The 25,924-nt window shown below is 69.4% G+C and carries 27 protein-coding genes and 1 tRNA gene; 26 read left to right on the top strand and 2 right to left on the bottom strand.

What is annotated here, in order from left to right; genetic code table 11:
• Positions 1-150 precede the first annotated feature (150 nt).
• Entirely contained in the window at positions 151-345 is a 195-nt protein-coding gene (locus tag ACFYNL_RS13730) for a hypothetical protein (protein ID WP_388801615.1), read from the top strand.
• Positions 346-781: 436 nt separating this feature from the next.
• A complete protein-coding gene (locus ACFYNL_RS13725; protein WP_388801613.1) occupies positions 782-1,633 on the top strand; it encodes a nuclease-related domain-containing protein in 852 nt (283 codons plus the stop codon).
• Positions 1,634-1,641: 8 nt separating this feature from the next.
• Here ACFYNL_RS13725 and ACFYNL_RS13720 read toward each other — a convergent pair whose 3' ends face one another.
• Positions 1,642-2,106 (bottom strand): NUDIX hydrolase, encoded by a 465-nt coding sequence (locus tag ACFYNL_RS13720; protein ID WP_388801611.1) that lies wholly within the window; start codon positions 2,104-2,106, stop codon positions 1,642-1,644.
• An 18-nt stretch (positions 2,107-2,124) separates the two neighbouring features.
• Between ACFYNL_RS13720 and ACFYNL_RS13715 the strand changes: the two genes are divergently transcribed.
• From ACFYNL_RS13715 to ACFYNL_RS13660, 12 genes are all read left to right on the top strand, one after another.
• Positions 2,125-2,904, top strand: a complete 780-nt coding sequence (locus tag ACFYNL_RS13715) for a GntR family transcriptional regulator (RefSeq protein WP_388802702.1) — start codon at positions 2,125-2,127, stop codon at positions 2,902-2,904.
• A 139-nt stretch (positions 2,905-3,043) separates the two neighbouring features.
• Complete coding sequence (locus ACFYNL_RS13710; RefSeq protein ID WP_388801608.1) at positions 3,044-3,397, top strand: hypothetical protein; 354 nt, start codon at positions 3,044-3,046, stop codon at positions 3,395-3,397.
• Between the two features lie 2 nt (positions 3,398-3,399).
• The gene (locus ACFYNL_RS13705) at positions 3,400-4,755 is read left to right on the top strand and encodes an FtsK/SpoIIIE domain-containing protein (protein WP_388801606.1); all 1,356 of its coding nucleotides are present in this window, start codon (positions 3,400-3,402) and stop codon (positions 4,753-4,755) included.
• Between the two features lie 85 nt (positions 4,756-4,840).
• Positions 4,841-5,323, top strand: coding sequence for a hypothetical protein (locus tag ACFYNL_RS13700; protein WP_388801604.1), 483 nt, complete (start codon positions 4,841-4,843; stop codon positions 5,321-5,323).
• Between the two features lie 5 nt (positions 5,324-5,328).
• A complete protein-coding gene (locus ACFYNL_RS13695) occupies positions 5,329-6,012 on the top strand; it encodes a DUF2637 domain-containing protein (protein WP_388801602.1) in 684 nt (227 codons plus the stop codon).
• A gap of 19 nt (positions 6,013-6,031) precedes the next feature.
• Positions 6,032-6,223 carry a mobile element transfer protein gene (locus ACFYNL_RS13690; RefSeq protein WP_351979076.1) on the top strand — a complete coding sequence of 64 codons (192 nt, stop codon included), beginning with the start codon at positions 6,032-6,034 and terminating at the stop codon, positions 6,221-6,223.
• Between the two features lie 12 nt (positions 6,224-6,235).
• Positions 6,236-6,391: a hypothetical protein gene (locus ACFYNL_RS13685; RefSeq protein ID WP_088245459.1), complete on the top strand. Its 156-nt coding sequence runs from the start codon at positions 6,236-6,238 to the stop codon at positions 6,389-6,391.
• A 23-nt stretch (positions 6,392-6,414) separates the two neighbouring features.
• Positions 6,415-6,741 (top strand): SpdD-like protein, encoded by a 327-nt coding sequence (locus ACFYNL_RS13680; protein ID WP_388801598.1) that lies wholly within the window; start codon positions 6,415-6,417, stop codon positions 6,739-6,741.
• Positions 6,742-6,830: 89 nt separating this feature from the next.
• Positions 6,831-7,022: a hypothetical protein gene (locus ACFYNL_RS13675; protein WP_388801595.1), complete on the top strand. Its 192-nt coding sequence runs from the start codon at positions 6,831-6,833 to the stop codon at positions 7,020-7,022.
• Positions 7,015-8,376, top strand: coding sequence for a replication initiator protein RepSA (repSA, locus tag ACFYNL_RS13670; protein ID WP_388801592.1), 1,362 nt, complete (start codon positions 7,015-7,017; stop codon positions 8,374-8,376). The genes ACFYNL_RS13675 and repSA overlap by 8 nt, the downstream gene beginning before the upstream one ends.
• Positions 8,373-8,561 carry a helix-turn-helix transcriptional regulator gene (locus ACFYNL_RS13665; protein WP_388801589.1) on the top strand — a complete coding sequence of 63 codons (189 nt, stop codon included), beginning with the start codon at positions 8,373-8,375 and terminating at the stop codon, positions 8,559-8,561. Before repSA ends, ACFYNL_RS13665 begins: the two co-directional genes overlap by 4 nt.
• Entirely contained in the window at positions 8,558-9,931 is a 1,374-nt protein-coding gene (locus ACFYNL_RS13660) for a tyrosine-type recombinase/integrase (protein ID WP_388801585.1), read from the top strand. Before ACFYNL_RS13665 ends, ACFYNL_RS13660 begins: the two co-directional genes overlap by 4 nt.
• Before the next feature lie 218 nt (positions 9,932-10,149).
• Here the strand turns inward: ACFYNL_RS13660 and ACFYNL_RS13655 are convergent.
• Positions 10,150-10,221 (bottom strand) — tRNA-Arg (locus ACFYNL_RS13655).
• Positions 10,222-10,424: 203 nt separating this feature from the next.
• Here ACFYNL_RS13655 and ACFYNL_RS13650 point away from each other — a divergent pair.
• The 12 genes from ACFYNL_RS13650 to prmC all read left to right on the top strand — a co-directional run bounded on the left by ACFYNL_RS13650 (position 10,425) and on the right by prmC (position 25,872).
• Positions 10,425-10,880 carry a response regulator gene (locus ACFYNL_RS13650; RefSeq protein ID WP_388801582.1) on the top strand — a complete coding sequence of 152 codons (456 nt, stop codon included), beginning with the start codon at positions 10,425-10,427 and terminating at the stop codon, positions 10,878-10,880.
• 335 nt (positions 10,881-11,215) lie between these two features.
• Positions 11,216-12,406 (top strand): ArgS-related anticodon-binding protein NrtL, encoded by a 1,191-nt coding sequence (gene nrtL, locus ACFYNL_RS13645; protein ID WP_388801580.1) that lies wholly within the window; start codon positions 11,216-11,218, stop codon positions 12,404-12,406.
• A 20-nt stretch (positions 12,407-12,426) separates the two neighbouring features.
• On the top strand, positions 12,427-13,818 hold the full coding sequence (gene lysA, locus ACFYNL_RS13640; protein ID WP_388801577.1) for a diaminopimelate decarboxylase: 1,392 nt from the start codon (positions 12,427-12,429) through the stop codon (positions 13,816-13,818).
• Between the two features lie 157 nt (positions 13,819-13,975).
• Positions 13,976-15,268 carry a homoserine dehydrogenase gene (locus ACFYNL_RS13635; RefSeq protein WP_388801574.1) on the top strand — a complete coding sequence of 431 codons (1,293 nt, stop codon included), beginning with the start codon at positions 13,976-13,978 and terminating at the stop codon, positions 15,266-15,268.
• A 6-nt stretch (positions 15,269-15,274) separates the two neighbouring features.
• Complete coding sequence (thrC, locus tag ACFYNL_RS13630) at positions 15,275-16,333, top strand: threonine synthase (protein WP_388801571.1); 1,059 nt, start codon at positions 15,275-15,277, stop codon at positions 16,331-16,333.
• A 340-nt stretch (positions 16,334-16,673) separates the two neighbouring features.
• Complete coding sequence (gene thrB, locus ACFYNL_RS13625) at positions 16,674-17,591, top strand: homoserine kinase (RefSeq protein ID WP_388801568.1); 918 nt, start codon at positions 16,674-16,676, stop codon at positions 17,589-17,591.
• Between the two features lie 407 nt (positions 17,592-17,998).
• Positions 17,999-20,026, top strand: a complete 2,028-nt coding sequence (gene rho / locus ACFYNL_RS13620) for a transcription termination factor Rho (RefSeq protein ID WP_388801566.1) — start codon at positions 17,999-18,001, stop codon at positions 20,024-20,026.
• A 121-nt stretch (positions 20,027-20,147) separates the two neighbouring features.
• Positions 20,148-21,971, top strand: coding sequence for a trypsin-like serine protease (locus tag ACFYNL_RS13615; RefSeq protein ID WP_388801562.1), 1,824 nt, complete (start codon positions 20,148-20,150; stop codon positions 21,969-21,971).
• A gap of 207 nt (positions 21,972-22,178) precedes the next feature.
• A complete protein-coding gene (locus tag ACFYNL_RS13610; protein WP_388801560.1) occupies positions 22,179-23,315 on the top strand; it encodes an LCP family protein in 1,137 nt (378 codons plus the stop codon).
• Between the two features lie 216 nt (positions 23,316-23,531).
• Positions 23,532-23,756 (top strand): 50S ribosomal protein L31, encoded by a 225-nt coding sequence (gene rpmE, locus ACFYNL_RS13605; RefSeq protein ID WP_019753312.1) that lies wholly within the window; start codon positions 23,532-23,534, stop codon positions 23,754-23,756.
• 105 nt (positions 23,757-23,861) lie between these two features.
• The gene (gene prfA / locus ACFYNL_RS13600; RefSeq protein WP_388801556.1) at positions 23,862-24,938 is read left to right on the top strand and encodes a peptide chain release factor 1; all 1,077 of its coding nucleotides are present in this window, start codon (positions 23,862-23,864) and stop codon (positions 24,936-24,938) included.
• 94 nt (positions 24,939-25,032) lie between these two features.
• The gene (gene prmC, locus ACFYNL_RS13595) at positions 25,033-25,872 is read left to right on the top strand and encodes a peptide chain release factor N(5)-glutamine methyltransferase (protein ID WP_388801553.1); all 840 of its coding nucleotides are present in this window, start codon (positions 25,033-25,035) and stop codon (positions 25,870-25,872) included.
• Positions 25,873-25,924 lie beyond the last annotated feature (52 nt).

The following is a 25,924-nucleotide window of genomic DNA, read 5'->3' as shown; positions in this document are numbered from 1 at the left end:
GAGCGCGTATTACAGACGGTTGCTGCTGTCTGCTGCTGAGCCCCCGACTGCCGGGCAGGGACCCAGCTCTGACCATGTTGGTAAGTGGTCTGAGCTGAGCCTGCCTTGTGGGCGTCGGTTCGACCACCTGCTCGAAAGGTGCACGGACCAATGGGGACCGGCGTTCCTTCAACCAAGGCTTTCGTCTTCGTCATCGGGATCTTGTTCTCGGTGGTGGTGGGTCTGGGAGCTGTCATCCTGAAAATCGATCGGCCGTTGACTCCGGAAATCCCGGTCTGTGGCGCGGCCTTCGCTACCTCGATGTTCCTCTGGATCGCAGCGATGGCCCTCTGGAGTACCTCCTAGGCGATTGTCGGGCACGCTCCCAGAGGTCGGTGTAGCGGCTTTGGCCGGGAGCTGCTTTGGCGCGAGTGATCATGGCCCCGTAAGCTTCCGGCGCGTCGGGCAGTCTGTGGACCTGCCCGTTAAAGCACGACGTTGGGGCCATGATCTTCGAGGCTCGCGCCAAAGTGGCTGGCTAAAGTCGCGGAGCCGACCGCCCCAGCCACAGAGGGTTTCTCTCTTCGCCCGCATGCACGCAGCGCGCCGCCTGGCGCGGCCAGCCGGGGCGAAGACAGGAGGCAGGCCGCGCCGCTGAGGCGGCGCGGGCCCGCGCCGTGCGCGGGCCTTGATGAAGTAGGGAAAGTTCATGAAGTAGGGAAAGTTCTATCCCGATCGCGCTCTTGTGGAGCTGAAGCTCCGTTGCTGCCATGGCTGCATCGACGTCGAGGAGGCAGGGACCATGGTTGAGCTCAAGGTCGTGCGATGGAAGCGGCATGGACACAATCGCCTGTATGCGAATCTTCCCGGCGGCACGGCCGCTGGCTGGGCCGACTGCAAGACGGGAAAGATCACGGTCCGACTGACTGAGCATCGTGACGAAGTCGTCGCCGTGCTGCGAGAGCACTTACCCAGCGCATCCGATGTGCCGGCACCACCTGAAGCCCCGGCGCCTACACCAGTGCTGCCGCCTCTCGCCCCTGATGACGACCTCGCTTCCAACTCGCCTGGTACTGCTCTGCGGTCCAAGGTCTCGGAGACTTCGGCGGGTTTCGTGACGCGAGCCCTTGCTCGGGTCCTGGGCCGTCCGGCCGATGGAGATTCCTGGCGCAAGGGATTGACGGGCGAACGCCGTGTGGGCGCGGAACTCGATCGACTGCGGCGTCATGGGTGGCGCGTGCTGCACTCCATACCGCTGCCGCGCGAGGTAGACCTCGACCACCTGCTGATCGGGCCCGGTGGGGTGTTCAGCGTCAACACAAAGAACCATCCGCGGAAGGCGGTATGGGTCGGCGACGATGCAGTGAAGGTCAACCATGGTCGACCCGAGCCGTACGCCCGCAAGAGCAGGGCCGAGGCGAAGCGCGTGCAACGGGTTCTTGAACGCTACTGCGGCTTCGCTGTCCCTGTAGAGCCTGTTCTGGTCTTCGTCGGCATCACGGATCTGAAGGTCGTCGCCACCCAGCTCACAGTGAGGGTGTACCGCGAACGAGAGGTATCAGCCTTAGCTCCTCTCAGCGGCGTGCTGACCGCTGACGAGGTGGAGCGGATCTACGCCGTCGCCCGTCATCGCCATACATGGCTGACGGCCTGATCCCTAGGTCAGTGGGCGCCGAGGAGCTTCCGGCCGTCGTGGCTCCGGACATGCGGGCCGTTGCCCTCCAAGGCGTCCAAGAGCCTGATCGCGAAGACCTCGGCCATACGCTCCGCGACCTCGTCGGGCGTCAGCCATGAGACAGCCGTCGACTCACTCGACGTGCGCTCTGTGCCTCCGGACGGCTTGCAGCGGAAGACCAGAGCCACGATGCCCCGGGTCGTGTTCTTGTAGACGCCGGTGAGCTCGTCCACCTCGACGTGGATGCCCGTCTCCTCCAGGACCTCGCGGGCGACTCCCGCCTCGGGGGTCTCGTCGAGTTCGAGGATGCCGCCGGGGAGCTCCCAAGTGCCGTTGTCTGCCCGGCGGATCGCCAGGAGGCGGCCGTCTTCGCGCACGACTACTCCGGCCACAGATACGGAGTGCAGCGGCGGCGGCGTTGCTTCCTGTGATTGACTCATGTACAGGAGCATAGGAGGCAGAGAAGGACTATGGGAACCGCAGTAGGAGGCGAGAGGTCCGTACCTCGGTATGTGCAGATCGCCGAAGAGATCATTCAACAGATCCGAGCGGGTGTCCTCAAGCCTGGTGAGATGGTGCCGAGTGAGTCGGACCTAGTCGACCGCTACGGAGTCTCGGGCGGGACGATCCGTAAGGCCATGGTTGAGGTCCGAGCGAGCGGGCTCGTGGAGACCCGGCACGGCAAGGGTTCGATGGTGAAGGATCGGCCCCCGGTGCGGCACCGCTCGTCCGATCGCTTCCGGCGCTCCCTGCGGCAGGGCGGTAGGGCCGCGTACCTCGCCGAGTCGGCGCAGTCTGGCGCCACGGCCAAGGTGAGCGTCCTCTACATCGGCCCCATGCAGGCCCCCGAGGATGCCGCCCAGCGCTTGGGCGTCGCCGCCGGCACTCAGGTCCTTGCCCGGCGCCGCCTCTACTTCCGCAACGGCACGCCTGTCGAAACCGCGACCTCGTACCTCCCTTGGGATGTCGTCAAGGAGATCCCCGAATTGTTCGCCGAGAACCCCGGCGGCGGTGGCATCTACGCCCGACTCGAAGACCACGGGCACGAGTTCGCCGAGTTCGTTGAGACGCTGCAAGCGCGCCCGGCGTCCAAGGCGGAGGCGTCCGAGCTGGCACTCAGCCCCGGTGCGCCGGTGGTTCATCTGATCCGTGAGGCCCGCACGGCCGAGGGTCTCGTGGTCGAGGTCTGCGACACGCTCATGGCCGCTGACCAGTTCGTCTTCGAGTACCGGATCCCGGCCGCCGACTGACGCACGCTCAACTCCCCGCAGCCCGTCGCGAGTTCTTCTTCGCGGCGGGTTGACTCATGTATAGGAGTGAGGCACTCTTCTTCATGTCACTCATGTACATGAGTGACGGAGTCCAGCCTCTATAGAGGAGTGATCTGCTGTGCGTCAGATTCCCGTCGACACCACCAACGCGACCGTGATGGTCGCCAAGCCCCCGCAGCCCAAGGTGAAGGACCGCCGTACGGGTGAGATTGCCCTCGACAAGGACGGTGTCACGCTGATGACCGTGGAGGTCATGTTCTCCACGCCGGATGAGGTCGAGATCCTTAAGCTCACCGTCCCGCAGCCGGGTGTCTCGGAGGAGCTGACCATGGGTACCCCGGTCGCGTTGACCGGTCTGGTCGCCTCGGCGTGGGAGAACGAGTTCAACGGTCAGAAGCGGCACGGGATCGCCTTCCGCGCGGTGGCTGTGACGTCGCTGGCCGGTACGGCTTCGCAGGCTGAGGCTGCCTGATCATGACGTGGTTCATGGTCGCTCTGGTGCTGGTCGTCGCTGCCGCAGTGCTCCTGCGGTGGCGGCGCCCCGCCTGGTACTGGCTGACCTTCGGGGTCACCCTCGCCACGCTGCGGGTCCTGGTCCGCTACGCCTCCGTCATGGACGCCTGCGGCCTCACGGTCCCGCCCTCCCGCTGGCGGCTTGCCCTGGCCCGTCTGGCCAACCGGCCCGTCCCGCAGTCCCGTCCGCCGCGCATCCTGCGCATCCGCCCGACTCGCACCGGCCTGGTCCTGCGGCTGGGTCTGCGTCCCGGGCAGGATGCCTTCGACGTCGCGGCGGCCTCGGACCGGCTGCGCCACTCCTTCAACCTGTACGGAGTCACCTCGCGTGAACTGCGCTCAGGCGTGGTCGAGGTGCGGATGACGGGCTATGACGTCCTCAAGCGGGTGCAGATGCCCGCCAAGACTGACAACCGTCCCATGCGGGTTCCGGTCGCTCTACGCGAGGACGGCTCGGTTCACTACCGCGACTACCGGACGGTTCCGCACGGGCTGACCCTGGGGGCCACGGAGTCGGGGAAGTCCGTCTACCAGCGCAACCTGGTCGCCGGGCTGGCTCCGTTGGATGTCGCGCTGGTGGGCATCGACTGCAAGCAGGGAGTGGAACTCTTCCCGCTGGCACGCCGGTTCTCCGCGCTCGCCGACAACCCGGACACGGCCCTCGACCTCCTCGAAGCGCTCGTCACGCACATGGAAACCGTCTACCAACTGATCCGGTCTGAGCAGCGGATTACGGTGAACGTGCCGGACGCTGAGATAGCCGCCGACATCTGGGACCTGCCCGAACATCTGCGGCCGGTGCCGGTCGTGGTCCTGGTCGACGAGGTCGCCGAACTCGCCCTGTTCGCCACCAAGGACGAGGAGAAGCGGCGGGACCGCATCATCACCGCCCTGGTCCGCCTCGCCCAGCTCGGCCGTGCCGCCGGCATCTATCTCGAAATCTGCGGACAGCGCTTCGGCTCCGAACTCGGCAAGGGCATCACCATGCTCCGCGCCCAGCTCACTGGACGCACCGCCCACCGCGTCAACGACGAATCCAGCGCCAACATGGCTTTCGGCGACATCTCCCCAGACGCCGTCCTCGCCGCCATCCAGATCCCCACCGAGACCCCCGGCATCGCCGTCACCGGTGACGCCTCCGGTGGCTGGAGCCGCATCCGCGCTCCGCACACCTCGCTGCGCGAGGCCGTGAACATCTGCAACAAGCACGCTGAGCGCACCCCGGACCTGCCCACGCTGGCGGCCTTCCGCCCCGCGGTTGCTCCGCTGCCCTCGGCCCGCGTGCCGCTGTCCAAGACAGCCCCCGCCACCGCCTGACCACACCCCCCTCCAGAGGTCGGCGCGACCACCTATTGCGCCGAGTCCCTACCCCTGCCATGCCTCACGACAGGAAGGAACGCCCGTGTTCTGCGAGTACTGCGGCGACACCGACGGCACCGAAACCGGCGTCGACCACGACGAACGTGACTGCCCCTGGTACGACACCGACGACAACCCGGTGACGATTGATGCCGCCGAGCTGGCCGACACCCTCACGGCCACGGCGGACGGTTCCCTTGCCCTGCGCGCCGCGGTCGGCCTCCTCATCGACCACGGTCTGTGGGTCAAGCGTCTTGCCGAGCGGCCTGGCCTCCTGCTGGTCGACTACTCCGGCCCCGCCCCGGAGGCGTACGGCGTCGACTGGCTCAAGGTCGTGGAGGCTCTGGCCGCCAAGGACCTGCCCGCCTCCAGCGGAGAACTCCGCATCCTGGCCATCGCCGCGTCCCTCGCCGACACCGCCGCGCGTATCCCGCTCGGCGACGCCGTCAGCGGCCTCGACACGACCAACCTCGCCCTGGTCCTGAAAGCCATCGTCGCGGCCAACGGCCGACCCGGCGCGAGGTGACCGTCATGGCCTCGCGACTTCGGATCGATGCCGTCCTCGTCCAGGCCGTCATCGCCGGTGCGCTCTCCTTCGCCCACCTGCACGACCTCGCCGCCGCTGCCGGACAAGACGGCTGGAAGGCCTGGGCCTACCCGATCTCCGTTGACCTGCTCCTGGTCGCCTCCTGGCGGCGGCTGCGCTCTGATGGCCCGTCTCGGCTGGCCTGGTGCTGGTTCGTGACCGCCCTCGTAGCCTCACTCGGCGCCAACGTCGCCACCGCCGGACTCCTCGACCTCGGCCAGGTCCCGGCCTGGCTGCGCATCCTGGTCGCTGCCTGGCCCGCCCTCGCGTTCATGGGCGGCACGCTCCTGGCCCACTCGACCGGCGACCACACTCAGGTTCCGCCGGCACCCGCCGCCCCGGGCCCCGATCTCGACACGCTGCCCGAACGACCGGCTCCCGGTGCGGAGTTGGACACTCTCCCGGCTCCCCAGGCCGAGGAAACTCCCGCGCTTCCCGCCCCTGAGCCCGTCACGGCTGCGCCCGCTGCCCCGGCTCCGCCGGTGCCCGCCGCGCTGGTGGACCACGCCCGCAAGGTCGCCGACGACCACCACGCCCGTACCGGCTCCCGGATCGACACCGACACCCTGCGCGCCCGCCTCGGCGTCCCGCCGCAGCTGGCCGATGCCATCGCCGCCCAACTCGCCTGATCCGAAGGGAAACGACTCGATGCCTGCCCGCGATCACTTCCACTCCGTCATGCGGATCGGCCCCGTGCAGATCGGCACCCACCGCGACCGCCACGGCCGCACCAAGCACGCCGCCGTGTGTACGAACGACCGCTGTGGCTGGTCCGCCGACTACTCCAGCCAGACGGCTGCCCAGCTCGCCGCCCGTACCCACCGCTGCACCGTCCGCTAGGAGGCCACCGCCATGGACGTTCCCCTTTGGTTCGCCCTCGCCGTCGTCGGCTACCTCGGCATCAAGCTCATCCGCCCGCCGCTCTGGCTGGTCCTGGTGCTGCTCCTCGGCGGCTATCTCATCGCGGACAGCCTCCTCGCCCCGGTCATCGACACCGCCATCAAGTAGCCACCTGAGAAGGGAGATCCGCCATGTTCCGCCCCAAGGTCCCGTTCATGCCGCAGCCGACCGGCCTCATCATCCCGCCTGCCGTGGTCGAGCCCACCGCCGTCATCCAGCAGCCGACCTCTGCCCCGGTGGCCGCGCCGGTCACCCCGGCTCCGGCGTCTGCCCGGCCCACCGTGCAGCTCACCCCCGGCGCTGTCGTCGCCCTGGTCGGTGGCGGGACGGCCGTGGTCCTGGTCGTCGGCGCCGTCCTGGTCTCGATGCTCCTCGCGGTCGCCATCACCGGCGCCTCGGTCGCCATCTGCGCCCTGGTCATCCGCTCGCTCATCAACACCGAGGCCAAGCGGTACTGACCGGCCCCCGGGCGGCCTCAACCGCCAAGTCTCCGCCGCCCGGGAGCCCTGCCCCTGCCGAACCCGAAGATCCGGAAGGAACCCCCAGCATGACGCACCGCACCACACCGCAGCCCCGCATCTGCCCCAACTGCGACGGGCACGCCTCCACTGCCGTCACCCTCGGCGGCCGCGACCAGCATGGCCATCTGCGCACCATCACCGCCCACTGCCCGGCCTGCCACGGCACCGGCACCACCCACCGCCGCACCCGCAGCAACCAGGAGGGCGCCCGTGCCTGACCTGCTGCTCGACCCGGCCACCCTCGGCGACCTGCTGAGGGTGGCCTCGGCCGACGACTACGACCGCTGGGAAGACCAGATCCGCCGCACCGGTGGCTGCTCCGACCCCATCCACCTCACCGGCTGGACCCTCACCAAGGACAAGACAACCGGCGAGACCCTGCACCACTACTCCACCGAGAACGAGCCCGGCGGACGTCTGCGCATCGCCTGTGGAAACCGCCGCGCCTCCCGCTGCCCGTCCTGCGCCTGGACCTACGCCGGAGACACCTACCACCTCATCCGCGCAGGCCTGGCAGGCGACGACCGCCGCGACATCCCCGCCACCGTCCGCGACCACCCCCGCGTCTTCGCCACCCTCACCGCCCCCTCCTTCGGCCCGGTCCACAACCGCCCCGATCACGGCGTCTGCCGCTGCGGCACCCGCCACCCCGCTGACGACCCCGCCCTCGGCGCCGCCCTCAACCCCGCCACCTACGACTACGCGGGCACCGTCCTCTTCAACAACCACGCAGGCAACCTGTGGCAGCGCTTCACCACCCGCCTGCGCCGCGAGATCGCCGCCCGCGCCGGCCTCACCCGCCGCGAACTCGCCGACCACGCCCGCGTCTCCTACGGCAAGGTGGCGGAGTTCCAGAAACGAGGCGCCCTGCACTTCCACGCCGTCATCCGTATCGACGGCCCCGACGGACCGGAGACTCCGCCCCCGGTCTGGGCCACCGCGCAGCTGCTCGACGACGCGATACGCGCCGCCGCCGTGCACGCCTACACCTCGGTCTCCGTCCCGGCCGCCGAAGACCAGCCCGCCCGCACCTTCCGATGGGGCACGCAGCTCGACGTCCGCCCCGTCAAGGCGTTCGATGACGGCTCCGACATCACCGAACAGGCCGTCGCCTCCTACGTCGCCAAGTACGCCACCAAAGCCGCCGAGAACACCGGCACCCTCGACCGCCGTATCGGCGAACTCTCCGAACTCGACCGCCACGACGTGCCCGACCACACCCGCCGCCTCATCGAAGCCTGCAAGATCCTCGACCCGCTCTACCCAGACCGCCGCCTCTGGGCCTGGGCTCACATGCTCGGATTCCGCGGCCACTTCTCCTCCAAGTCCCGCCGCTACTCCACCACCCTCGGCGAACTCCGCCAGACCCGCGCCGACTACCGCGCCGCCCAGGAACGCGAGGCGCTCGGCCTGGACGACGTCGAGCCGGACACCGTCCTTGTCCTCGCCGACTGGCAGTACGCCGGCCACGGCCACACCCCGGGCGAATCCGCCCTCGCGACCACAATCGCCCGCGATATCCAAGTCAACCGAGAAACCGCCCGTGAAGCCATGGAGGGAGAACCGGCATGAAGGACGAGTTGATGACCGTTCCGGAGATCCTCGCTGAGCTCAAGGGCATCTCGCGCCGGACCTTCTACCGCTGGCGCGAGCTTGGGCAGGCTCCGCAGGCCTTCAAGCTGCCTAATGGTGAACTGAGGGTGTGGCGGAGCGACTTCACGGCGTGGCTCAACAGTCGGGAGAGGGCGGCGGTGTGAAGTCACTCGACGTGAAGGTCTGGGGCGTTCGGAAGAGGAACACTAAGAAACCGTCCTACGACGTCAGGTGGATTGTCGCCGGGAACGTGTTCTCCGAGCAGTTCCGCACCAAGGGACTTGCCGACAACTTCCGTTCCAAGCTGCTCCGCGCCATGCGAGACGGCGAGGAATTCGACACGGTGACCGGGCTGCCGGACTCGATGGTCGAAAAAGCGGCTTCAATGACGTGGTACGCCTTCGCCTTGAAGTACCTCGCCATGAAGTGGCCGCACGCTGCGCCGAACACGCGCGACGGGATCAACGAGTCGCTGACCGCGGTGACCGTGGCTCTCCTCGACGACCGTCCGGGGCGTCCGGCCGATGAACTGCTGAGGAAGGCTCTCCGTAACTGGGCCTTCGTACTGCCGGGTCCTGACGACCGCGAGTTGCCGACAGAGATCGCGAACACGCTGCACTGGGTGGCCAAGGCTTCGCGCCCGCTCTCGGACCTCGGCGACGCAGCGATCGGCAGGGCCGTGCTGGACTCGCTGAAGCTGAAGCTCGACGGAACGGCGGCAGCCGCGGAAACCGTACGGCGCAAGCGGCGGACCCTCGTCAACGCGATGCACTACGCGGTAGATCTCGGCGAATTCAAAGAGAACCCGATCACCTCGGTTCGCTGGAAGAAACCGAAGGTTGTCAAGGAAGTTGACCCCCGCGTGGTCGCCAACCCCGAACAGGCTCGTGCCCTGCTGGCCGCAGTCTCTTACGTCGGCGGCTACGGCCGGGCGCGTGGTCGTCGACTGGTCGGCTTCTTTGCCTGCATGTACTACGGCGCCTTCCGCCCGGCCGAAGCTGTCGGTCTCAAAGAGGCAGATCTGAAGCTGCCGGAAAAGGGCTGGGGAACGGCGCTGCTGAATAGCACTCGTCCCAGCGTCGGCAAGCGGTGGACCGACTCTGGCGAAACGCACGACGACCGCGGACTCAAGAACCGGCCCGAAGAAGAGGTGCGGCCTGTGCCGATTCCGCCCCACCTTGTCGCGATGCTGCGGGACCACATCGACACCTTCGGCGTAGCGGACGACGGACGCCTGTTCACCAACGAGCGTGGGGGAGTGGTCGGCTCCTCGACGTACTTCCGGGTCTGGCAGGAGGCTCGCGCACTGGCACTCCCGCCGGCCGTTTTGGCCTCCCCGCTCGCCGCCCGCCCGTACGACCTTCGGCATTCGGCCTTGTCGACCTGGCTCAACTCCGGCGTCGACGCGACCGAGGTAGCTGAGCGCGCGGGCAACAGCGTTGAGGTCCTGCTGAGCCGCTACGCGAAGTGCATCGACGGTCGGCAGGAGATCGCCAACCGCAAGATCGAAGAGCTGCTGCGCGAGTACGAGTGATCCCACACGCACCGCGCTTGGCTTCAGGCCCCTGGATCCGTCCGGGGGCCTTCGCCGTTCCCGGGGCTGACCAGCGACGATGCCTCAAGATCGTGTCCACAAATAGTCCACGGCCCCCGACATACGGCCGCTCAGGGTGGCATATGGCTGCACATACGCGAAGACCCCGACCGCAGCGTTTCCGCTGATGACGGGGTCTTTGGGCACCTCATACAGGGTGCCCCCGGCAGGATTCGAACCTGCGCACACGGCTCCGGAGGCCGTTGCTCTATCCCCTGAGCTACGGGGGCGTGTCGGGCGCCTTGCTCGGCGGCGACGGGTAGAACACTACCAGCTCCGGTGGGGTGTTCATGAACGGGTTTACGGGGTGGTGACGGCGGTCGACCTGGGGTGGCTCGTCCCCGGGGGTGGGGAAGTGGGGAAAAGCCGGACGCGGTGGCCGGTGCGGACCTACTCTCGAGTTGTGCCAGGCGCGTTCGGCCGGGTGCTTGTTGTGGACGACAACAAGGTCATCCGGCAGCTGATCAGGGTCAATCTCGAGCTGGAGGGGCTCGAGGTGGTGACCGCGGCCGATGGTGCCGAGTGTCTGGATGTCGTTCAACAGGTGCGGCCCGACGTGATCACCCTTGATGTGGTCATGCCCCGGCTGGACGGGCTCCGCACTGCCGCCCGGCTGCGCTCCGATCCCCGTACCCGGGATCTTCCCCTCGTCATCGTCAGCGCGTGCACTCAGCACGAGGTCGACAGCGGCCTCGACGTCGGTGTCGACGCCTTCCTCGCCAAGCCTTTCGAGCCCGCCGAACTCGTCGGCCTCGTAAGGGGGCTGATCGGCCGTAAGCGGAGCCGGGAGCGCGATGGAGGAGAGGGGGTGGACGGCCGGAGCGTGGATGAGGCCGTCTGCGGAGGCGCCCTCGGTGCCGGCGAGGCTGCCGGGCGAACCGGCGGCTGAACTCGGCGGCTGACCGGCGGTCGGCGGGCCCGAGGCGGCCGGGTCGGTCGGGTCGGGCGAGGGGCCCGCTAGGTGGCCCCTTCCATGTCCCAGCCCGTCGGCGACAGCCGCTGTGCCGCCCGGGTGGCTACCGAGCCCAGCCCGTCGGCGACAAGCACTCTGCCGCCCGAGTGGCTACCGGGCCGATCCCAGGGCACGCTGCCGCCCGCCTGCCCTCCCCGCAGCCACGACCGCCCACCCCATCCCACCCGACGCCGCGACCAGCCCGTCCATATCCCGGGATCCCACCCAAACCCATTAGCATGCCCACCCCCCTCCTCCCATACGCTTGTCCCGTGACCCCCGTCGAGCTCTCCCGTACCGTGCTGCGCGCGGTGCGTCGTGCTGTCGACGACGGGGAACTGCGGGTCGAGGTGCCGGAGCGTGTCCTGGTGAGCGTTCCCGGGCCCGGCGGCTGTGGTGACTACGCCACCAACATCGCACTTCAGCTCGCCCGCCCGGCCGGGCAGCCGCCGCTTCAGGTGGCCGAGATCCTCCGGGCACGGCTCGCCGGCAGTGACGGCGTACGTGACGTCGTCGTCACCGGGCCCGGGTTCCTCAACATCAGCCTGAGCGACACCGCGCCCACCGCCCTCGTCGCGGAGATCCTGCGCCGCGGCCCGCGCTACGGATTCGTCGACGGGCCCACCGGGCAGCTCGTCCAGCTGCACTGCTCGCACGAGGTCCGCGCCGTCGTCGTCATGGACGCCGTCGGCCGGCTGCTGAGGTCGCAGGGCGCTTACGTGCGCACCAGTTGCGAGGCCCAGCCCCGGGCGGAGTGGGAGACCGTGCTCGGCGTACACGTCGACGCCCACGGGCGGCCCGGCGCTCCCGCCCCCCTCGATGTCGGCGTACGACCCGTCCCGGCTCCTGCCGACCCCCTTCCGCTCGGCCGCGACGCCGCCCGCTGGGCCCTGCTGCACCCCGCCGCCCACGACCGGCCCCGAATCACCGACGACCACCTCGTTCAGCGGGAGAGCAACCCACTCTTCCGTGTCCGGTACGCCCACGCCCGTACCCGAGCCCTCCTGCGCAATGCCGCCGACCTGGGCTTCGCCCCCGAACCCGGACCTGCGGTGGTGGAAGAAGGAGATCGGGAGCGCACATCCGCTTCACAGCGCTCCGATCGGTCGCATCAGTCGCATCAGTCCCATCGGTCCTACGGGTCCCGTCAGTCCTATGGGTCCCGTCAGTCCTATGGGCCCCACCAGTCCCCTCACCACCAGTCCCCCCACCTCCTCACCTCCCTCGCCGACCACCCCCGAGTCCTGGCCCAAGCGGCAGCGCACCGCACCCCGGACCGTCTCGCCCGGCATCTCGTCACCGTCGCCGATGCCGTCATGCCCCTGCTGCCCACCGTCCTCCCGCGAGGTGCGCAGAAACCCTCGGCCGCCCACCGTGCCCGGCTCGCCCTCGCCGAAGCCGCCGGGACGGTGCTGGCCGGTGGCCTGTCCCTGCTCGGCATCGACGCACCCGATCACCTCTGAGAGAGCCGAAGAGAAGAGCAATGAGCCGTTCCGCACACCCCGCCGGGCCCCGTCACGCCGACGTCCTCCCCGAGGGCCACTACTCCGCCCCGCCCGCCGACCTCAACGCCCTCGACCCGAAGGTGTGGGCCCAGACCGTCGGCCGTAACGCCGAGGGTGTGGTCACCGTCGGCGGTATCGACGTGAAGACCCTGGCCGAGCAGCACGGCACCCCGGCCTACCTCCTCGACGAAGCCGACTTCCGGGCCCGGGCGCGGGCCTGGCGCGGTGCCTTCGGGGCCGAGGCCGACGTCTTCTACGCCGGCAAGGCGTTCCTCTCCCGTGCCGTCGTGCGGTGGCTGCACGAGGAGGGGCTCAACCTGGACGTGTGCTCGGGTGGCGAGCTCGCCACCGCCCTGTCGGCCGGCATGCCCGCCGACCGCATCGCCTTCCACGGCAACAACAAGTCCACGGAAGAGATCCACCGCGCCATCGACGCCGGAGTCGGACGTATCGTCCTCGACTCCTTCCAGGAGATCGTGCGGGTCGCCCACATCGCCGAGTCCCTCGGCAAGCGGCAGCGTGTCCAGATCCGGATCACCGTCGGGGTCGAGGCGCACACGCACGAGTTCATCGCCACCGCCCACGAGGACCAGAAGTTCGGCATCCCGCTCGCAGGGGGGCAGGCGGCGGAGGCGGTGCGGCGGGCGCTTCGGCTCGACGGGCTGGAGCTCATCGGGATCCACTCCCACATCGGGTCGCAGATCTTCGACATGTCGGGCTTCGAGGTCGCCGCGCACCGTGTCGTCGGGCTGCTCAAGGACATCCGTGACGAGCACGGCGTCGAGCTGCCCGAGATCGACCTCGGCGGAGGGCTCGGGATCGCCTACACCAGCGACGACGATCCCCGCGAGCCGCACGAGATCGCCAAGGCGCTCACCGAGATCGTCACCCGTGAGTGCGAGGCCGCCAAGCTGCGGACCCCGCGGATCTCCGTGGAGCCGGGGCGTGCCATCGTCGGGCCGACCGCCTTCACGCTCTACGAGGTCGGCACCGTCAAGCCCCTCGACGGGCTGCGGACGTACGTCTCCGTCGACGGCGGCATGTCGGACAACATCCGCACGGCGTTGTACGACGCCGAGTACAGCGTCGCCCTGGTGTCCCGGACGAGTGACGCCGCGCCCATGCTCGCCCGCGTGGTCGGCAAGCACTGCGAGAGCGGGGACATCGTCGTGAAGGACGCGTTCCTGCCCGCCGACCTGGCACCGGGTGACCTCATCGCCGTACCGGCAACGGGCGCCTACTGCCGGTCCATGGCGAGCAACTACAACCATGTGCTCCGACCGCCGGTCGTCGCCGTGCACGACGGCGAGTCCCGGGTGATCGTCCGGCGTGAGACGGAGGAGGACCTCCTGCGTCTCGACGTCGGCTGAAGCGCCGGAACCCCCGGGAAGAGCGGGGTGGAAGATCTCCTGTCTTGCACCCCCGTACAAATGAAATAGATGTCTCACAATCCGGACGAAGGACAGAAACTCCCGTCCGGTGAGTGAGACTGGTGAAACCGTAGACGGTATGAGGAAACGAGGTCGGATGATGCGTACGCGTCCGCTGAAGGTGGCGCTGCTGGGCTGTGGAGTGGTCGGCTCAGAGGTGGCGCGCATCATGACGACGCACGCCGACGACCTCGCCGCGCGGATCGGAGCGCCCGTCGAGCTCGCGGGAGTGGCCGTACGGCGGCCCTCGAAGGTCCGGGAGGGCATCGATCCGGATCTCGTCACCACCGACGCCACCGCGCTCGTCAAGCGCGGCGACATCGACGTCGTGGTCGAGGTCATCGGGGGCATCGAGCCCGCCCGCGCCCTCATCACCACCGCCTTCGAGCACGGCGCCTCGGTGGTCTCGGCCAACAAGGCGCTCCTCGCCCAGGACGGCGCCGCTCTGCACGCCGCGGCCGAGCAGCACGGCCGCGACCTCTACTACGAGGCCGCCGTCGCCGGTGCCATCCCGCTGATCCGCCCGCTGCGCGAGTCCCTCGCCGGCGACAAGGTCAACCGGGTGCTGGGGATCGTGAACGGGACCACCAACTTCATCCTCGACAAGATGGACTCGACCGGGGCCGGATACCAGGAGGCCCTCGACGAGGCCACCGCCCTCGGATACGCGGAAGCCGACCCGACCGCCGACGTCGAGGGGTTCGACGCCGCCGCCAAGGCCGCCATCCTCGCCGGCATCGCCTTCCACACGCGCGTCCGCCTCGACGACGTCTACCGCGAGGGCATGACCGAGGTGACCGCGGCCGACTTCGCCTCCGCGAAGGAGATGGGCTGCACGATCAAGCTGCTCGCCATCTGTGAGCGGGCCGGGGACGGGGCGTCCGTCACCGCGCGCGTGCATCCCGCGATGATCCCGCTGACCCACCCGCTGGCCTCGGTGCGCGGCGCGTACAACGCCGTGTTCGTGGAGTCCGACGCCTCCGGGCAGCTCATGTTCTACGGCCCCGGCGCGGGCGGTGCCCCGACCGCCTCGGCCGTGCTCGGCGATCTCGTCGCCGTCTGCCGCAACCGGCTCAGCGGGGCCACCGGGCCCGGCGAGTCGGCGTACGCCGCTCTGCCCGTCTCGGGCATGGGTGAAGTCGTCACGCGGTACCACATCAGCCTCGACGTCGCGGACAAACCGGGCGTTCTCGCCCAGGTGGCGACCGTGTTCGCCGAGCACGGTGTGTCCATCGATACGGTTCGCCAGCAGGGCAAGGACGGCGAGGCCTCCCTCGTCGTCGTCACCCACCGTGCGTCCGACGCGGCCCTCGGCGGCACCGTCGAGGCGTTGCGCAAGCTCGACACCGTGCGGGGTGTCGCCAGCATCATGCGGGTTGAAGGAGAGTAACCAGCAATGACCCACCAGTGGCGCGGAATCATCGAGGAGTACCGGGACCGGCTGCCCGTCTCCGACACCACGCCGGTCGTGACGCTCCGCGAGGGCGGCACGCCCCTCGTGCCCGCGCAGGTGCTCTCCGAGCGCACGGGCTGCGAGGTCCACCTCAAGGTGGAGGGTGCGAACCCGACCGGGTCCTTCAAGGACCGCGGTATGACCATGGCCATCACGCGGGCCAAGGAGGAGGGGGCCAAGGCCGTCATCTGCGCCTCCACCGGCAACACGTCGGCGTCGGCCGCCGCGTACGCCGTTCGCGCGGGCATGGTGTCGGCCGTTCTCGTCCCGCAGGGCAAGATCGCGCTCGGCAAGATGGGCCAGGCGCTCGTGCACGGCGCGAAGATCCTGCAGGTCGACGGAAACTTCGACGACTGCCTCACGCTCGCGCGCGCCCTCAGCGAGAACTACCCCGTGGCGCTGGTCAATTCGGTCAACCCGGTGCGTATCGAGGGGCAGAAGACGGCCGCCTTCGAGATCGTGGACATGCTCGGCGACGCGCCTGACATCCACGTCCTTCCGGTGGGCAACGCGGGCAACATCACCGCGTACTGGAAGGGGTACAAGGAGTACGCCGCCGACGGTGTCGCCACGCGCACGCCGCGCATGTGGGGTTTCCAGGCCTCCGGCTCCGCGCCCATCGTGCGCGGTGAGGTCGTCAAGGACCCGTCGACCATCGCCACCGCGATTCGCATCGGCAACCCCGCCTCCTGGCAGTTCGCGCTGGCCGCGCGGGACGAGTCCGGCGGGTTCATCGACGAGGTGACGGACCGTGAAATCCTGCGCGCCTACCGGCTGTTGGCCGCGCAGGAGGGCGTCTTCGTCGAGCCCGCCTCCGCCGCGTCCGTCGCCGGTCTGCTGAAGGCCGCCGAGCTGGGCAAGGTCGACCCGGGCCAGCGCATCGTCTGCACCGTCACCGGCAACGGCCTCAAGGACCCCGACTGGGCCGTCGCCGGCGCCCCGCAGCCCGTCACCGTCCCGGTCGACGCGGCGACGGCGGCCGAGCGGCTCGGCCTGGTGTAAGCGGCACACGCCCGGTCGCAGAAGACTCGCGTACGCGAGTAAGAGGGCGCTTACCTGGGGAACTTCCCTACGGGGGGTGCACAGGGGGCTTACGACACGCATCGTGCGCCTCCTGTGCGCCCTATGTCGCCACAGAACCCACCTTCGATAGGCTGTACCGAACCCGCCCGCCGCATATGCCTCCGCATGGGGCGCGGTGCCGCGCCGTCTCCGCGGCCCGGAAGCGGCAGGGGCACGCCGCCGGCCCTCGCGGTCGGACGCGGCCCCAGGGTCCGTCGTAGGTCATCGAATGTCTTCGACAATCACGCCAATCACGCAGCTCAAGGAGAGTCATCGAGCGATGGCCGGTCCAGCGTTCCGCGCCGCCGCCGTCCGGGTGCGCGTCCCCGCCACCAGCGCCAACCTCGGCCCGGGCTTCGACGCCCTCGGCCTGTCGCTGGGGCTCTACGACGACGTCGTCGTCCGGGTGGCCGACTCCGGGCTGCACATCGACATCGCGGGTGAGGGCAGCGAGACGCTGCCGCGCGACGAGAAGCACCTTCTCGTACGGTCCCTGCGCACCGCCTTCGACCTGCTGGGCGGCCAGCCGCGCGGCCTGGAGATCGTCTGCGCCAACCGCATCCCGCACGGCCGCGGCCTCGGCTCCTCCTCGGCCGCCATCTGCGCCGGCATCGTCGCCGCGCGTGCCGTGACCATAGGCGGCGAGGCCAAGCTCGACGACACGGCGCTGCTGGAACTCGCCACCGAGATCGAGGGCCACCCCGACAACGTCGCCGCCTGTCTGCTCGGCGGCTTCACCCTGTCCTGGATGGAGGGCGGTGCCGCCCGGGCCATCAGGATGGATCCAGCCGATTCCATCGTTCCGGTGGTTTTCGTGCCCGGGAAGCCGGTCCTGACCGAGACCGCCCGCGGGCTGCTCCCGCGCACCGTGCCGCACGTCGACGCCGCCACCAACGCGGGCCGAGCCGCCCTGCTCGTCGAGGCCCTGACCAGGCGCCCCGAGCTGCTGCTGCCCGCCACCGAGGACCGCCTCCACCAGGAGTACCGCGCGCCCGCCATGCCGGAGAGCGCGGCGCTGGTGGAGCGGCTGCGGGCGGACGGGGTCCCCGCGGTCATCTCCGGCGCGGGCCCCACCGTGCTGGCGCTGGCCGACCACGAGAGCGCCGACAAGGTCGCCCATCTGGCAGGCGACGGCTGGGCCGCGAACCGGCTCGAGCTGGACGCCCAGGGAGCGAGCGTGCTGCCGCTTGCGCCCTGACACACGGTTGCCGGATTTCGAGAGGGGGAATGTTTGTTGGATCCGGTAGTGTTAACCTCAAGTCTGCACCCGACCCCACCATGGCGAGGTGCTTCGTGTCCCCGTCCGGGACAGACATTCTTCCGGGAGCCTCCCAAGCCGCACTGTGTTCCGTACGTCGTACGCGGGCAGTACCTCGTACGCGGGCACTGAGCGACTTGCCGGGCACGCTCCGGAACCGGCGCGACCGAGCCGAGTGACACAGACACTCCGTGCCACGGCTCTGGGAAGCGCCATCACCAGATATTCCTCCGCCGTATTGGCGGACCACCGCCCCGGCACGGTCCACACACCAAGGACCGAAGTCGGACAGCACAACCGGTCGCCGAGCCAGACAGGCCGACGTCCGCTCCAGGGAAGGACCCTTCGTGAGCGACACCACCGATCTGATGGGCGCACGTGTCGAGGAGACCGCTGCCGCGCCCGCCACGGACGCCTCCGCGCCTGCCACCGGTGCCGGCTCCCGGCGGCGCCGCGGTACCGGCCTTGAGGGCATGGTGCTGGCCGAGCTGCAGCAGGTCGCATCCGGCCTCGGTATCAGGGGCACCGCGCGCATGCGCAAGAGCCAGCTGATCGAGGTCATCAAGGAGGCGCAGGCAGGAGGTGGCGCCGCCCCGGCCGCGAAGGCCGACACCGCCACCGAGACCAAGCCCAAGCGCCGCGCCACCTCCAAGGCCCGTACCGGCGAGAGTGCCGAGAAGAAGGCGGACAAGGCGGCTGAGGCCCCCGCCGAGAAGGCCGTGGCCCAGCAGCAGATCGAGATTCCCGGCCAGCCGGCCGGGGGTCCCTCCCGCGCGAGCGACAGCGAGCGTGCGGGAGAAGACGCTCCGGTGGAGCGCCGCCGGCGCCGCGCCACCGCCGAGGCCGGCGCCCCCGAGACGGTCGCCGCCGAGGCCAAGAGCGAGCCGAAGGCCGAGACGCCCGCGCAGTCGCAGAACCAGCAGGACGCCAAGGGCGAGGCCGGTGACGGCGGCGAGGGCCGCCGCCGCGACCGCCGCGAGCGCGGCCGGGACCGTGACCGCGGTGACCGTGACCGCGGTGACCGTCGCAAGGGCGACGACCAGCAGGGCGGCGGCCGTCAGGACCGCCAGCAGGGCCAGCAGCAGAGCGGCGGCCGTCAGGACCGTCAGCGTGACAACGGCCCGCAGGACGACGACGACTTCGAGGGCGGCCGTCGTGGCCGTCGCGGGCGCTACCGCGACCGCCGGGGCCGTCGTGGCCGCGACGACGTGCAGGAGCCGCAGATCGCCGAGGACGACGTCCTGATCCCGGTCGCGGGCATCCTGGACATCCTCGACAACTACGCCTTCATCCGTACGTCGGGCTACCTGCCGGGCCCGAACGACGTGTACGTCTCCCTCGCCCAGGTCCGCAAGAACGGCCTGCGCAAGGGTGACCACATCACCGGTGCGGTCCGTCAGCCCAAGGAAGGCGAGCGGCGCGAGAAGTTCAACGCGCTGGTGCGTCTCGACTCCGTCAACGGCATGGCGCCCGAACACGGCCGCGGCCGCCCGGAGTTCAACAAGCTCACCCCGCTGTACCCGCAGGACCGGCTCCGCCTGGAGACCGACCCGGGCGTGCTGACCACCCGCATCATCGACCTCGTGTCGCCGATCGGTAAGGGCCAGCGCGGTCTGATCGTGGCCCCGCCGAAGACCGGTAAGACCATGATCATGCAGGCGATCGCCAACGCGATCACGCACAACAACCCCGAGTGCCACCTGATGGTCGTCCTCGTCGACGAGCGTCCGGAAGAGGTCACCGACATGCAGCGGTCGGTCAAGGGCGAGGTCATCTCCTCGACCTTCGACCGCCCGGCCGAGGACCACACCACGGTCGCCGAGCTCGCCATCGAGCGCGCCAAGCGCCTGGTGGAGCTGGGTCACGACGTCGTCGTGCTGCTCGACTCGATCACGCGTCTGGGCCGTGCGTACAACCTCGCCGCCCCGGCTTCCGGCCGCATCCTCTCCGGTGGTGTCGACTCGACCGCGCTGTACCCGCCGAAGCGCTTCTTCGGTGCCGCGCGCAACATCGAGGACGGTGGCTCGCTCACCATCCTGGCGACGGCTCTCGTCGACACCGGGTCCCGCATGGACGAGGTGATCTTCGAGGAGTTCAAGGGCACCGGCAACATGGAGCTCAAGCTCGACCGCAAGCTCGCCGACAAGCGCATCTTCCCGGCGGTGGACGTGGACGCGTCCGGTACCCGTAAGGAAGAGATCCTGCTCGGCAACGAGGAGCTGGCCGTCGTCTGGAAGCTGCGCCGGGTGCTGCACGCGCTCGACCAGCAGCAGGCGATCGAGCTGCTGCTCGACAAGATGAAGCAGACGAAGTCGAACGTCGAGTTCCTGATGCAGATTCAGAAGACGACCCCGGCGCCCGGCAACGGCGACTGAGCCGGACGCTCAAGAAGGCCGTTTTCCGTCACGGAAGTGACGGGAAGCGGCCTTCCGGCGCTGTTAGGGACGGGCGTACACGTGCGCCCCTTCCTACTCATGCGTCTCTGGGGGGACCTTCTTGAGCACCTCTCCGTCCGGCGTCGGTCGTCACAGACGCCGGATCCGTATCGGGCTGCCCGTCGCCGCCGCCGGCGTCGCCGCGGCCGTCGCAGCCGCCCTGCTGAGCTCGTCCGCGGGGGCCGCCACGGCGCTGCCGAAGCCCGCCGTGAAGCCGGCCACCAGCTCGGTCCCGCTCGAAGAGCTGGAACAGCGCGTCGCGGGTGCCCTCGCCGGGGACGACACCGCGGGGAAGACGCCGGCGAAGTCGTCGTTCAGCGCGAGCGCCGACGGCTCCTCGGACGACGCGACCGTCAGCCCCATGATCATCGGTGGTACCGAGACCACCATCTCCTCCGCGCCCTGGATGGCTCAGCTCTGGTACCACGACGACCAGGGCACCGCAGACGAGGCCGATGACCTCGGGTTCTTCTGCGGCGGCGCGGTCGTCGCGCCGACGAAGATCCTCACCGCCGCGCACTGCGTCAAGGGCTACGACTGGTACAACCACGGCGCCGTCGTCACCGGCACCGCCCAGCTGCCGACCAGCGACGGAGCGGGCGGCACCGACCTGCACGGCGGCACCGCCACCCTGCCGCACCGGCAGTGGTCCCACCCGTCGTACAGCTCGACGACGATCGACAACGACATCGCCGTCATCACGCTGGCCAACGCCGTCAAGGCGACGCCGATCCGCATGACGACGTCCGGCGACACGGCCTCGTACGCGGCCGGGACCAGTGCCAAGGTCTACGGCTGGGGGCGTACCAGCTCCACCAGCGAGAACATCTCCGACACCCTGAAGACGGCCACGCTGCCCGTCCAGTCCGACACCACCTGCGCCGGGTACTACGGCGGCGAGTTCATCAAGGGCCACATGGTCTGCGCGGGCAAGCCCGCGAGCGGCAGCGACAGCGGGACCACGTCCGCCTGCAACGGTGACTCCGGCGGACCGCTCGTCGTGAACGGACGGATCGTCGGGGTCGTCTCCTGGGGTGTGGAGAACTGCGTCGCCCAGGGCGCGTACAGCGTCTTCGCCAAGGTCAGCAGCTATGTCGGCGCCGCCTACCCGCGTGTCGACGACACCAACATCAGCGGTGACCACAAGGCCGACCTGTGGGTGCGCAACTCCTCCACGAAGACCGGTTACTCGAAGGACTCGGCCGGCAGCTCCTTCGCCGCGCGTGTGTCCTGGGGCAACTGGGACGGCGTCAACGTCGTCCTGCAGAGCGACCTGGACCGGGACGGCTACCAGGACCTGGTGTACCGGCGCAGCTCCGACGGAGACGTGTTCTGGACGCACTACGTGCACTCCAGCGGCACCTGGACCACCCAGCAGATCGCCGACAACTGGAAGACCCGCACCCGCATCGTCGTGCCCGGTGACGTCACCGGCGACTACCTGCCCGACCTGCTGTCCGTCGACTCCGGCGGCTATCTGTGGATCTACCCGGGCAAGGGCAACGGCACGTTCGGGACCCGGGTGCAGGTCGGCTCCGGCTGGAACCAGTACAACTCCCTGCGCGGCCACGGCGACTTCACCGGCGACGGCAAGACCGACCTGATCGCCCGCGCGAGCAGCACCGGCTACCTCTACCTGTACAAGGGCACCGGCAAGTCCGGCAGCGGCGCCTTCTCCAGCCGCATCAAGGTGCGCGAGTGGGCCGGCTACAACGCCTTCGACGCGGTCGGCGACATCAGCGGTGACGGCAAGGCGGACTTCCTGGCCCGTACGCCCGGCGGAACGCTCTACCTGTACAAGGGGACCGGAAAGGCCACAAGCGAGATCTTTGCCACAAGGATCTCGGTCGGCACCGACTTCGGGCAGTACGACATCTTCGGCTGAAACCGCAGGTGAAGGCGGTAGCGCCCGCATCACCGAGGTCACCTCGTGCCCACCGCTCCCCAGGCGGTGGGCACGGTCGTTCATGCAACCCTCTTCCGGGTTTCCCCGTCTGACCGGACGGGGTGACGATGGGGTGGTACGGGCCGAATGGCCACGTCTGACCCTGAAAGCAGGGGGTAACCGACCGGACGAGAACCGAGGAGCGCAGTGTCCGCCGAGAGCACGCCGGAGCCCGGCATACCGGGCGAGACCGGCACCAGAGGTCCGCGCAACCGCGCCAAGGGCCGACGCCGCAAGCCCCGCGAGAAGCGCACGGGCCTGATGATCACCGCGTGGACGGCCGCCGGGATCGTGGTCCTGGGTGGTACCGGCGCCGGATACCTGTTCTTCAAGCTCAACGGCAACCTCAAGAGCGTCGACATCGACCAGGCCCTCGGCACCGAGCGGCCCGAGAAGGTCGACAACGGCTCGGAGAACATCCTCGTCCTCGGCTCGGACACCCGCTCCGGCGGCAACAAGGCGCTCGGCGGTGGCGCCGACGACGGCAGCGCCCGCTCGGACACCGCGATGATCGTGCACGTCCACGAGGGCCGCAAGAAGGCCAGCGTGGTCTCCGTCCCGCGCGACACCCTCGTCGACCGCCCCAAGTGCACCGACACCCGGGGAGAGACGCACGCCGCGGCGTCCGGCGTGATGTTCAACGAGTCGTACACCACGGGCGGCGCCGCCTGCACGGTGAAGACCGTCGAGTCCCTCACCGGTATCCGCATGGACCACTATCTGGAGGTCGACTTCTCCGGCTTCCAGAAGCTCATCGACGAACTCGGCGGCGTCGAGGTCACCACCACCAAGGACATCGACGACCCCGACAGCCACCTCGACCTCAAGGCCGGCCCCCACCGGCTCACCGGCAAGCAGGCCCTCGGCCTGGTCCGCACCCGGCACGGCGTGGGCGACGGCTCCGACCTCGGGCGTATCCAGCTCCAGCAGGCCTTCATCAAGGCGTTGATCAACCAGGTCAAGGACATCAACCTGTTCGGCAACCCCAAGAAGCTGTACGACCTGGCCGACACCGCCACGAACGCCGTGACCACCGACTCCGATCTCGGCTCGGTCGACAAGCTCATGTCTTTCGCGGGCGGCCTGAAGGGCATCAGCTCCAAGAACATGACCATGATCACAATGCCGGTCCGGTACGACCCGGCCGACCCCAACCGGGTCCTCGTGGAGAAGACGAAGTCCCAGCTGGTGTGGGACGCGCTGAAGAACGACAGGCCGATCCCCGCGGCGGCCACGAAGGGCACGGCCACCGGTACCGCCAAGGGTGTGGTGACGCCCTCCTAGGGGCGCGGGCTGTATCGATGTGCGGCTGCGCCGGGCGATGTGCGACTCCGCCGCGCGGGCGCGAGGAGCCCCCGCCGGGCCCGCGGGGAATACACAGCGCCTACCCCCGGTTTTGGGGGATGGCCCCAGTCCTGGCAGACTGGTACGTCGGCTCCGGTTCACGCTCCCGCATCCCGCGGGCTGCGACCCGGCGCCCTCCCGAAACTAGGAGACACCTTGAAGCGCGACATCCACCCCGAGTACGTCGAGACGCAGGTCAGCTGCACCTGTGGCGCGTCGTTCACCACCCGCAGCACGATCTCCAGCGGCACCATCCGCGCCGAGGTCTGCTCCGAGTGCCACCCGTTCTACACGGGCAAGCAGAAGATCCTCGACACCGGTGGCCGTGTGGCCCGCTTCGAGGCCCGCTTCGGCAAGGCTGCTGCCGGCTCCAAGAAGTAGCGAGCTCCAATTCGCCGGTCCACGGCCGCGCCCTCCACAGGCGTGCCGGGACCGGCGTTTTTGGTCGCCTGCCCTTCACAGTCGTAACCCCACAGGAGCCCCAAGATGTTCGAGGCCGTCGAGGACCTGGTCGCTGAGCACGCCGACCTGGAGAAGAAGCTCGCCGACCCGTCGGTCCACGCCGACCAGGCGAACGCGCGCAAGCTGAACAAGCGCTACGCCGAGCTCACCCCGATCGTCGCCACGTACCGCTCCTGGAAGCAGACCGGCGACGACATCGACACGGCCCGGGAACTCGGCGCCGACGACCCGGAGTTCGCCGCCGAGGTCAAGGAGCTGGAGAAGCAGCGCGAGGAGCTGACGGAGAAGCTCCGCTTCCTGCTCGTCCCGCGTGACCCGAGTGACGACAAGGACGTCATCCTGGAGATCAAGGCGGGCGCGGGCGGCGACGAGTCCGCGCTCTTCGCGGGCGACCTGCTGCGCATGTACCTGCGCTACGCCGAGCGCGTCGGCTGGAAGACCGAGATCATCGACTCCACCGAGTCCGAGCTCGGCGGCTACAAGGACGTCCAGGTCGCGGTGAAGACGAAGGGCGGCCAGGGAGCGACGGAGCCCGGTCAGGGCGTGTGGGCGCGACTGAAGTACGAGGGCGGAGTGCACCGCGTGCAGCGGGTGCCGGCGACCGAGTCCCAGGGCCGTATCCACACCTCCGCGGCCGGTGTGCTGGTCACGCCCGAGGCCGAGGAGATCGACGTCGAGATCAACCCGAACGACCTGCGCATCGACGTGTACCGGTCGTCCGGCCCGGGTGGTCAGTCCGTCAACACCACCGACTCCGCCGTGCGCATCACGCACCTTCCGACCGGAGTCGTCGCCTCCTGCCAGAACGAGAAGAGCCAGCTGCAGAACAAGGAGCAGGCGATGCGTATCCTGCGCTCCAGGCTGCTCGCCGCGGCGCAGGAGGAGGCCGAGAAGGAGGCCGCCGACGCCCGCCGCAGCCAGGTGCGCACGGTCGACCGCTCCGAGAAGATCCGCACCTACAACTTCCCGGAGAACCGCATCTCGGACCACCGCGTGGGCTTCAAGGCGTACAACCTGGACCAGGTCCTGGACGGCGACCTCGACGCGGTGATCCAGGCCTGTGTCGACGCGGACTCGGCGGCGAAGCTGGCAGCCGCGTAGGGACGCAGACGCAAGGGACGTACGCACGTACGAGTACGACACGGAGGAATGCGTGCAGCAATCTTTTGGGGGGCGACCCCAAAGCCCCCGCAGCGTGCTGCTCGCGGAGGTGGCCCAGGCCACCCAGCGGCTGGCCGACGCCGGCGTGCCCTCGCCGCGCACCGACGCGGAGGAGCTCGCCGCGTTCGTGCACGGCGTGAAGCGGGGCGAACTGCACTCCGTGAAGGACGCGGACTTCGACGCCCGGTACTGGGAGGTCATCGCTCGGCGTGAGCAGCGCGAGCCGCTGCAGCACATCACCGGGCGGGCCTACTTCCGCTACCTCGAACTCCAAGTGGGACCGGGTGTGTTCGTGCCCCGCCCCGAGACCGAGTCGGTCGTCGGGTGGGCCATAGACGCCGTGCGCGCGATGGACGTCGTCGAGCCCTGCATCGTCGACCTGTGCACGGGCTCCGGCGCCATCGCGCTGGCCCTGGCCCAGGAGGTCCCGCGCTCACGCGTACACGCCGTGGAGCTGTCGGAGGACGCCCTGCGGTGGACCCGCAAGAACGTCGAGGGGTCCAGGGTCGACCTGCGGCAGGGCAACGCCCTGGACGCGTTCCCCGACCTGGACGGCCAGGTCGACCTGGTGATCTCCAACCCGCCCTACATCCCGCTGACCGAATGGGAGTACGTCGCTCCCGAGGCGCGGGACTACGATCCCGAACTCGCCCTGTTCTCAGGGGAGGACGGCCTCGACCTCATCCGCGGTCTGGAACGGACCGCGCACCGTCTGCTGCGTCCGGGCGGTGTCGTCGTCATCGAGCACGCCGACACCCAGGGCGGCCAGGTGCCGTGGATCTTCACCGAGGAGCGGGGCTGGGCCGACGCGGCCGACCACCCCGACCTCAACAACCGACCGAGGTTCGCGACCGCCCGCAAGGCGCTGCCGTGACCACCCCCCGCACTTCAGTCCCGCAGTACGTGTACTTCGTGTACGAGGAGGC

The sequence above is a fragment of the Streptomyces sp. NPDC007808 genome, assembly GCF_042868655.1.
Taxonomy (GTDB): Bacteria; Actinomycetota; Actinomycetes; order Streptomycetales; family Streptomycetaceae; genus Streptomyces.
Note: the sequence above shows the minus strand (reverse complement) of the source record. Positions and strands in the feature narration are given on the sequence as shown.

What these genes read in the sequence shown, in the direction of transcription:
- ACFYNL_RS13730 (WP_388801615.1), top strand. Translation starts at nt 151, where the DNA reads ATGGGGACCGGCGTTCCTTCAACCAAGGCTTTCGTCTTCGTCATCGGG.
- ACFYNL_RS13725 (WP_388801613.1), top strand. Translation starts at nt 782, where the DNA reads ATGGTTGAGCTCAAGGTCGTGCGATGGAAGCGGCATGGACACAATCGC.
- ACFYNL_RS13720 (WP_388801611.1), bottom strand. Translation starts at nt 2,106, where the DNA reads ATGCTCCTGTACATGAGTCAATCACAGGAAGCAACGCCGCCGCCGCTG.
- ACFYNL_RS13715 (WP_388802702.1), top strand. Translation starts at nt 2,125, where the DNA reads ATGGGAACCGCAGTAGGAGGCGAGAGGTCCGTACCTCGGTATGTGCAG.
- ACFYNL_RS13705 (WP_388801606.1), top strand. Translation starts at nt 3,400, where the DNA reads ATGACGTGGTTCATGGTCGCTCTGGTGCTGGTCGTCGCTGCCGCAGTG.
- ACFYNL_RS13695 (WP_388801602.1), top strand. Translation starts at nt 5,329, where the DNA reads ATGGCCTCGCGACTTCGGATCGATGCCGTCCTCGTCCAGGCCGTCATC.
- ACFYNL_RS13690 (WP_351979076.1), top strand. Translation starts at nt 6,032, where the DNA reads ATGCCTGCCCGCGATCACTTCCACTCCGTCATGCGGATCGGCCCCGTG.
- ACFYNL_RS13685 (WP_088245459.1), top strand. Translation starts at nt 6,236, where the DNA reads ATGGACGTTCCCCTTTGGTTCGCCCTCGCCGTCGTCGGCTACCTCGGC.
- ACFYNL_RS13680 (WP_388801598.1), top strand. Translation starts at nt 6,415, where the DNA reads ATGTTCCGCCCCAAGGTCCCGTTCATGCCGCAGCCGACCGGCCTCATC.
- ACFYNL_RS13675 (WP_388801595.1), top strand. Translation starts at nt 6,831, where the DNA reads ATGACGCACCGCACCACACCGCAGCCCCGCATCTGCCCCAACTGCGAC.
- ACFYNL_RS13665 (WP_388801589.1), top strand. Translation starts at nt 8,373, where the DNA reads ATGAAGGACGAGTTGATGACCGTTCCGGAGATCCTCGCTGAGCTCAAG.
- lysA (WP_388801577.1), top strand. Translation starts at nt 12,427, where the DNA reads ATGAGCCGTTCCGCACACCCCGCCGGGCCCCGTCACGCCGACGTCCTC.
- ACFYNL_RS13635 (WP_388801574.1), top strand. Translation starts at nt 13,976, where the DNA reads ATGATGCGTACGCGTCCGCTGAAGGTGGCGCTGCTGGGCTGTGGAGTG.
- thrC (WP_388801571.1), top strand. Translation starts at nt 15,275, where the DNA reads ATGACCCACCAGTGGCGCGGAATCATCGAGGAGTACCGGGACCGGCTG.
- thrB (WP_388801568.1), top strand. Translation starts at nt 16,674, where the DNA reads ATGGCCGGTCCAGCGTTCCGCGCCGCCGCCGTCCGGGTGCGCGTCCCC.
- prfA (WP_388801556.1), top strand. Translation starts at nt 23,862, where the DNA reads ATGTTCGAGGCCGTCGAGGACCTGGTCGCTGAGCACGCCGACCTGGAG.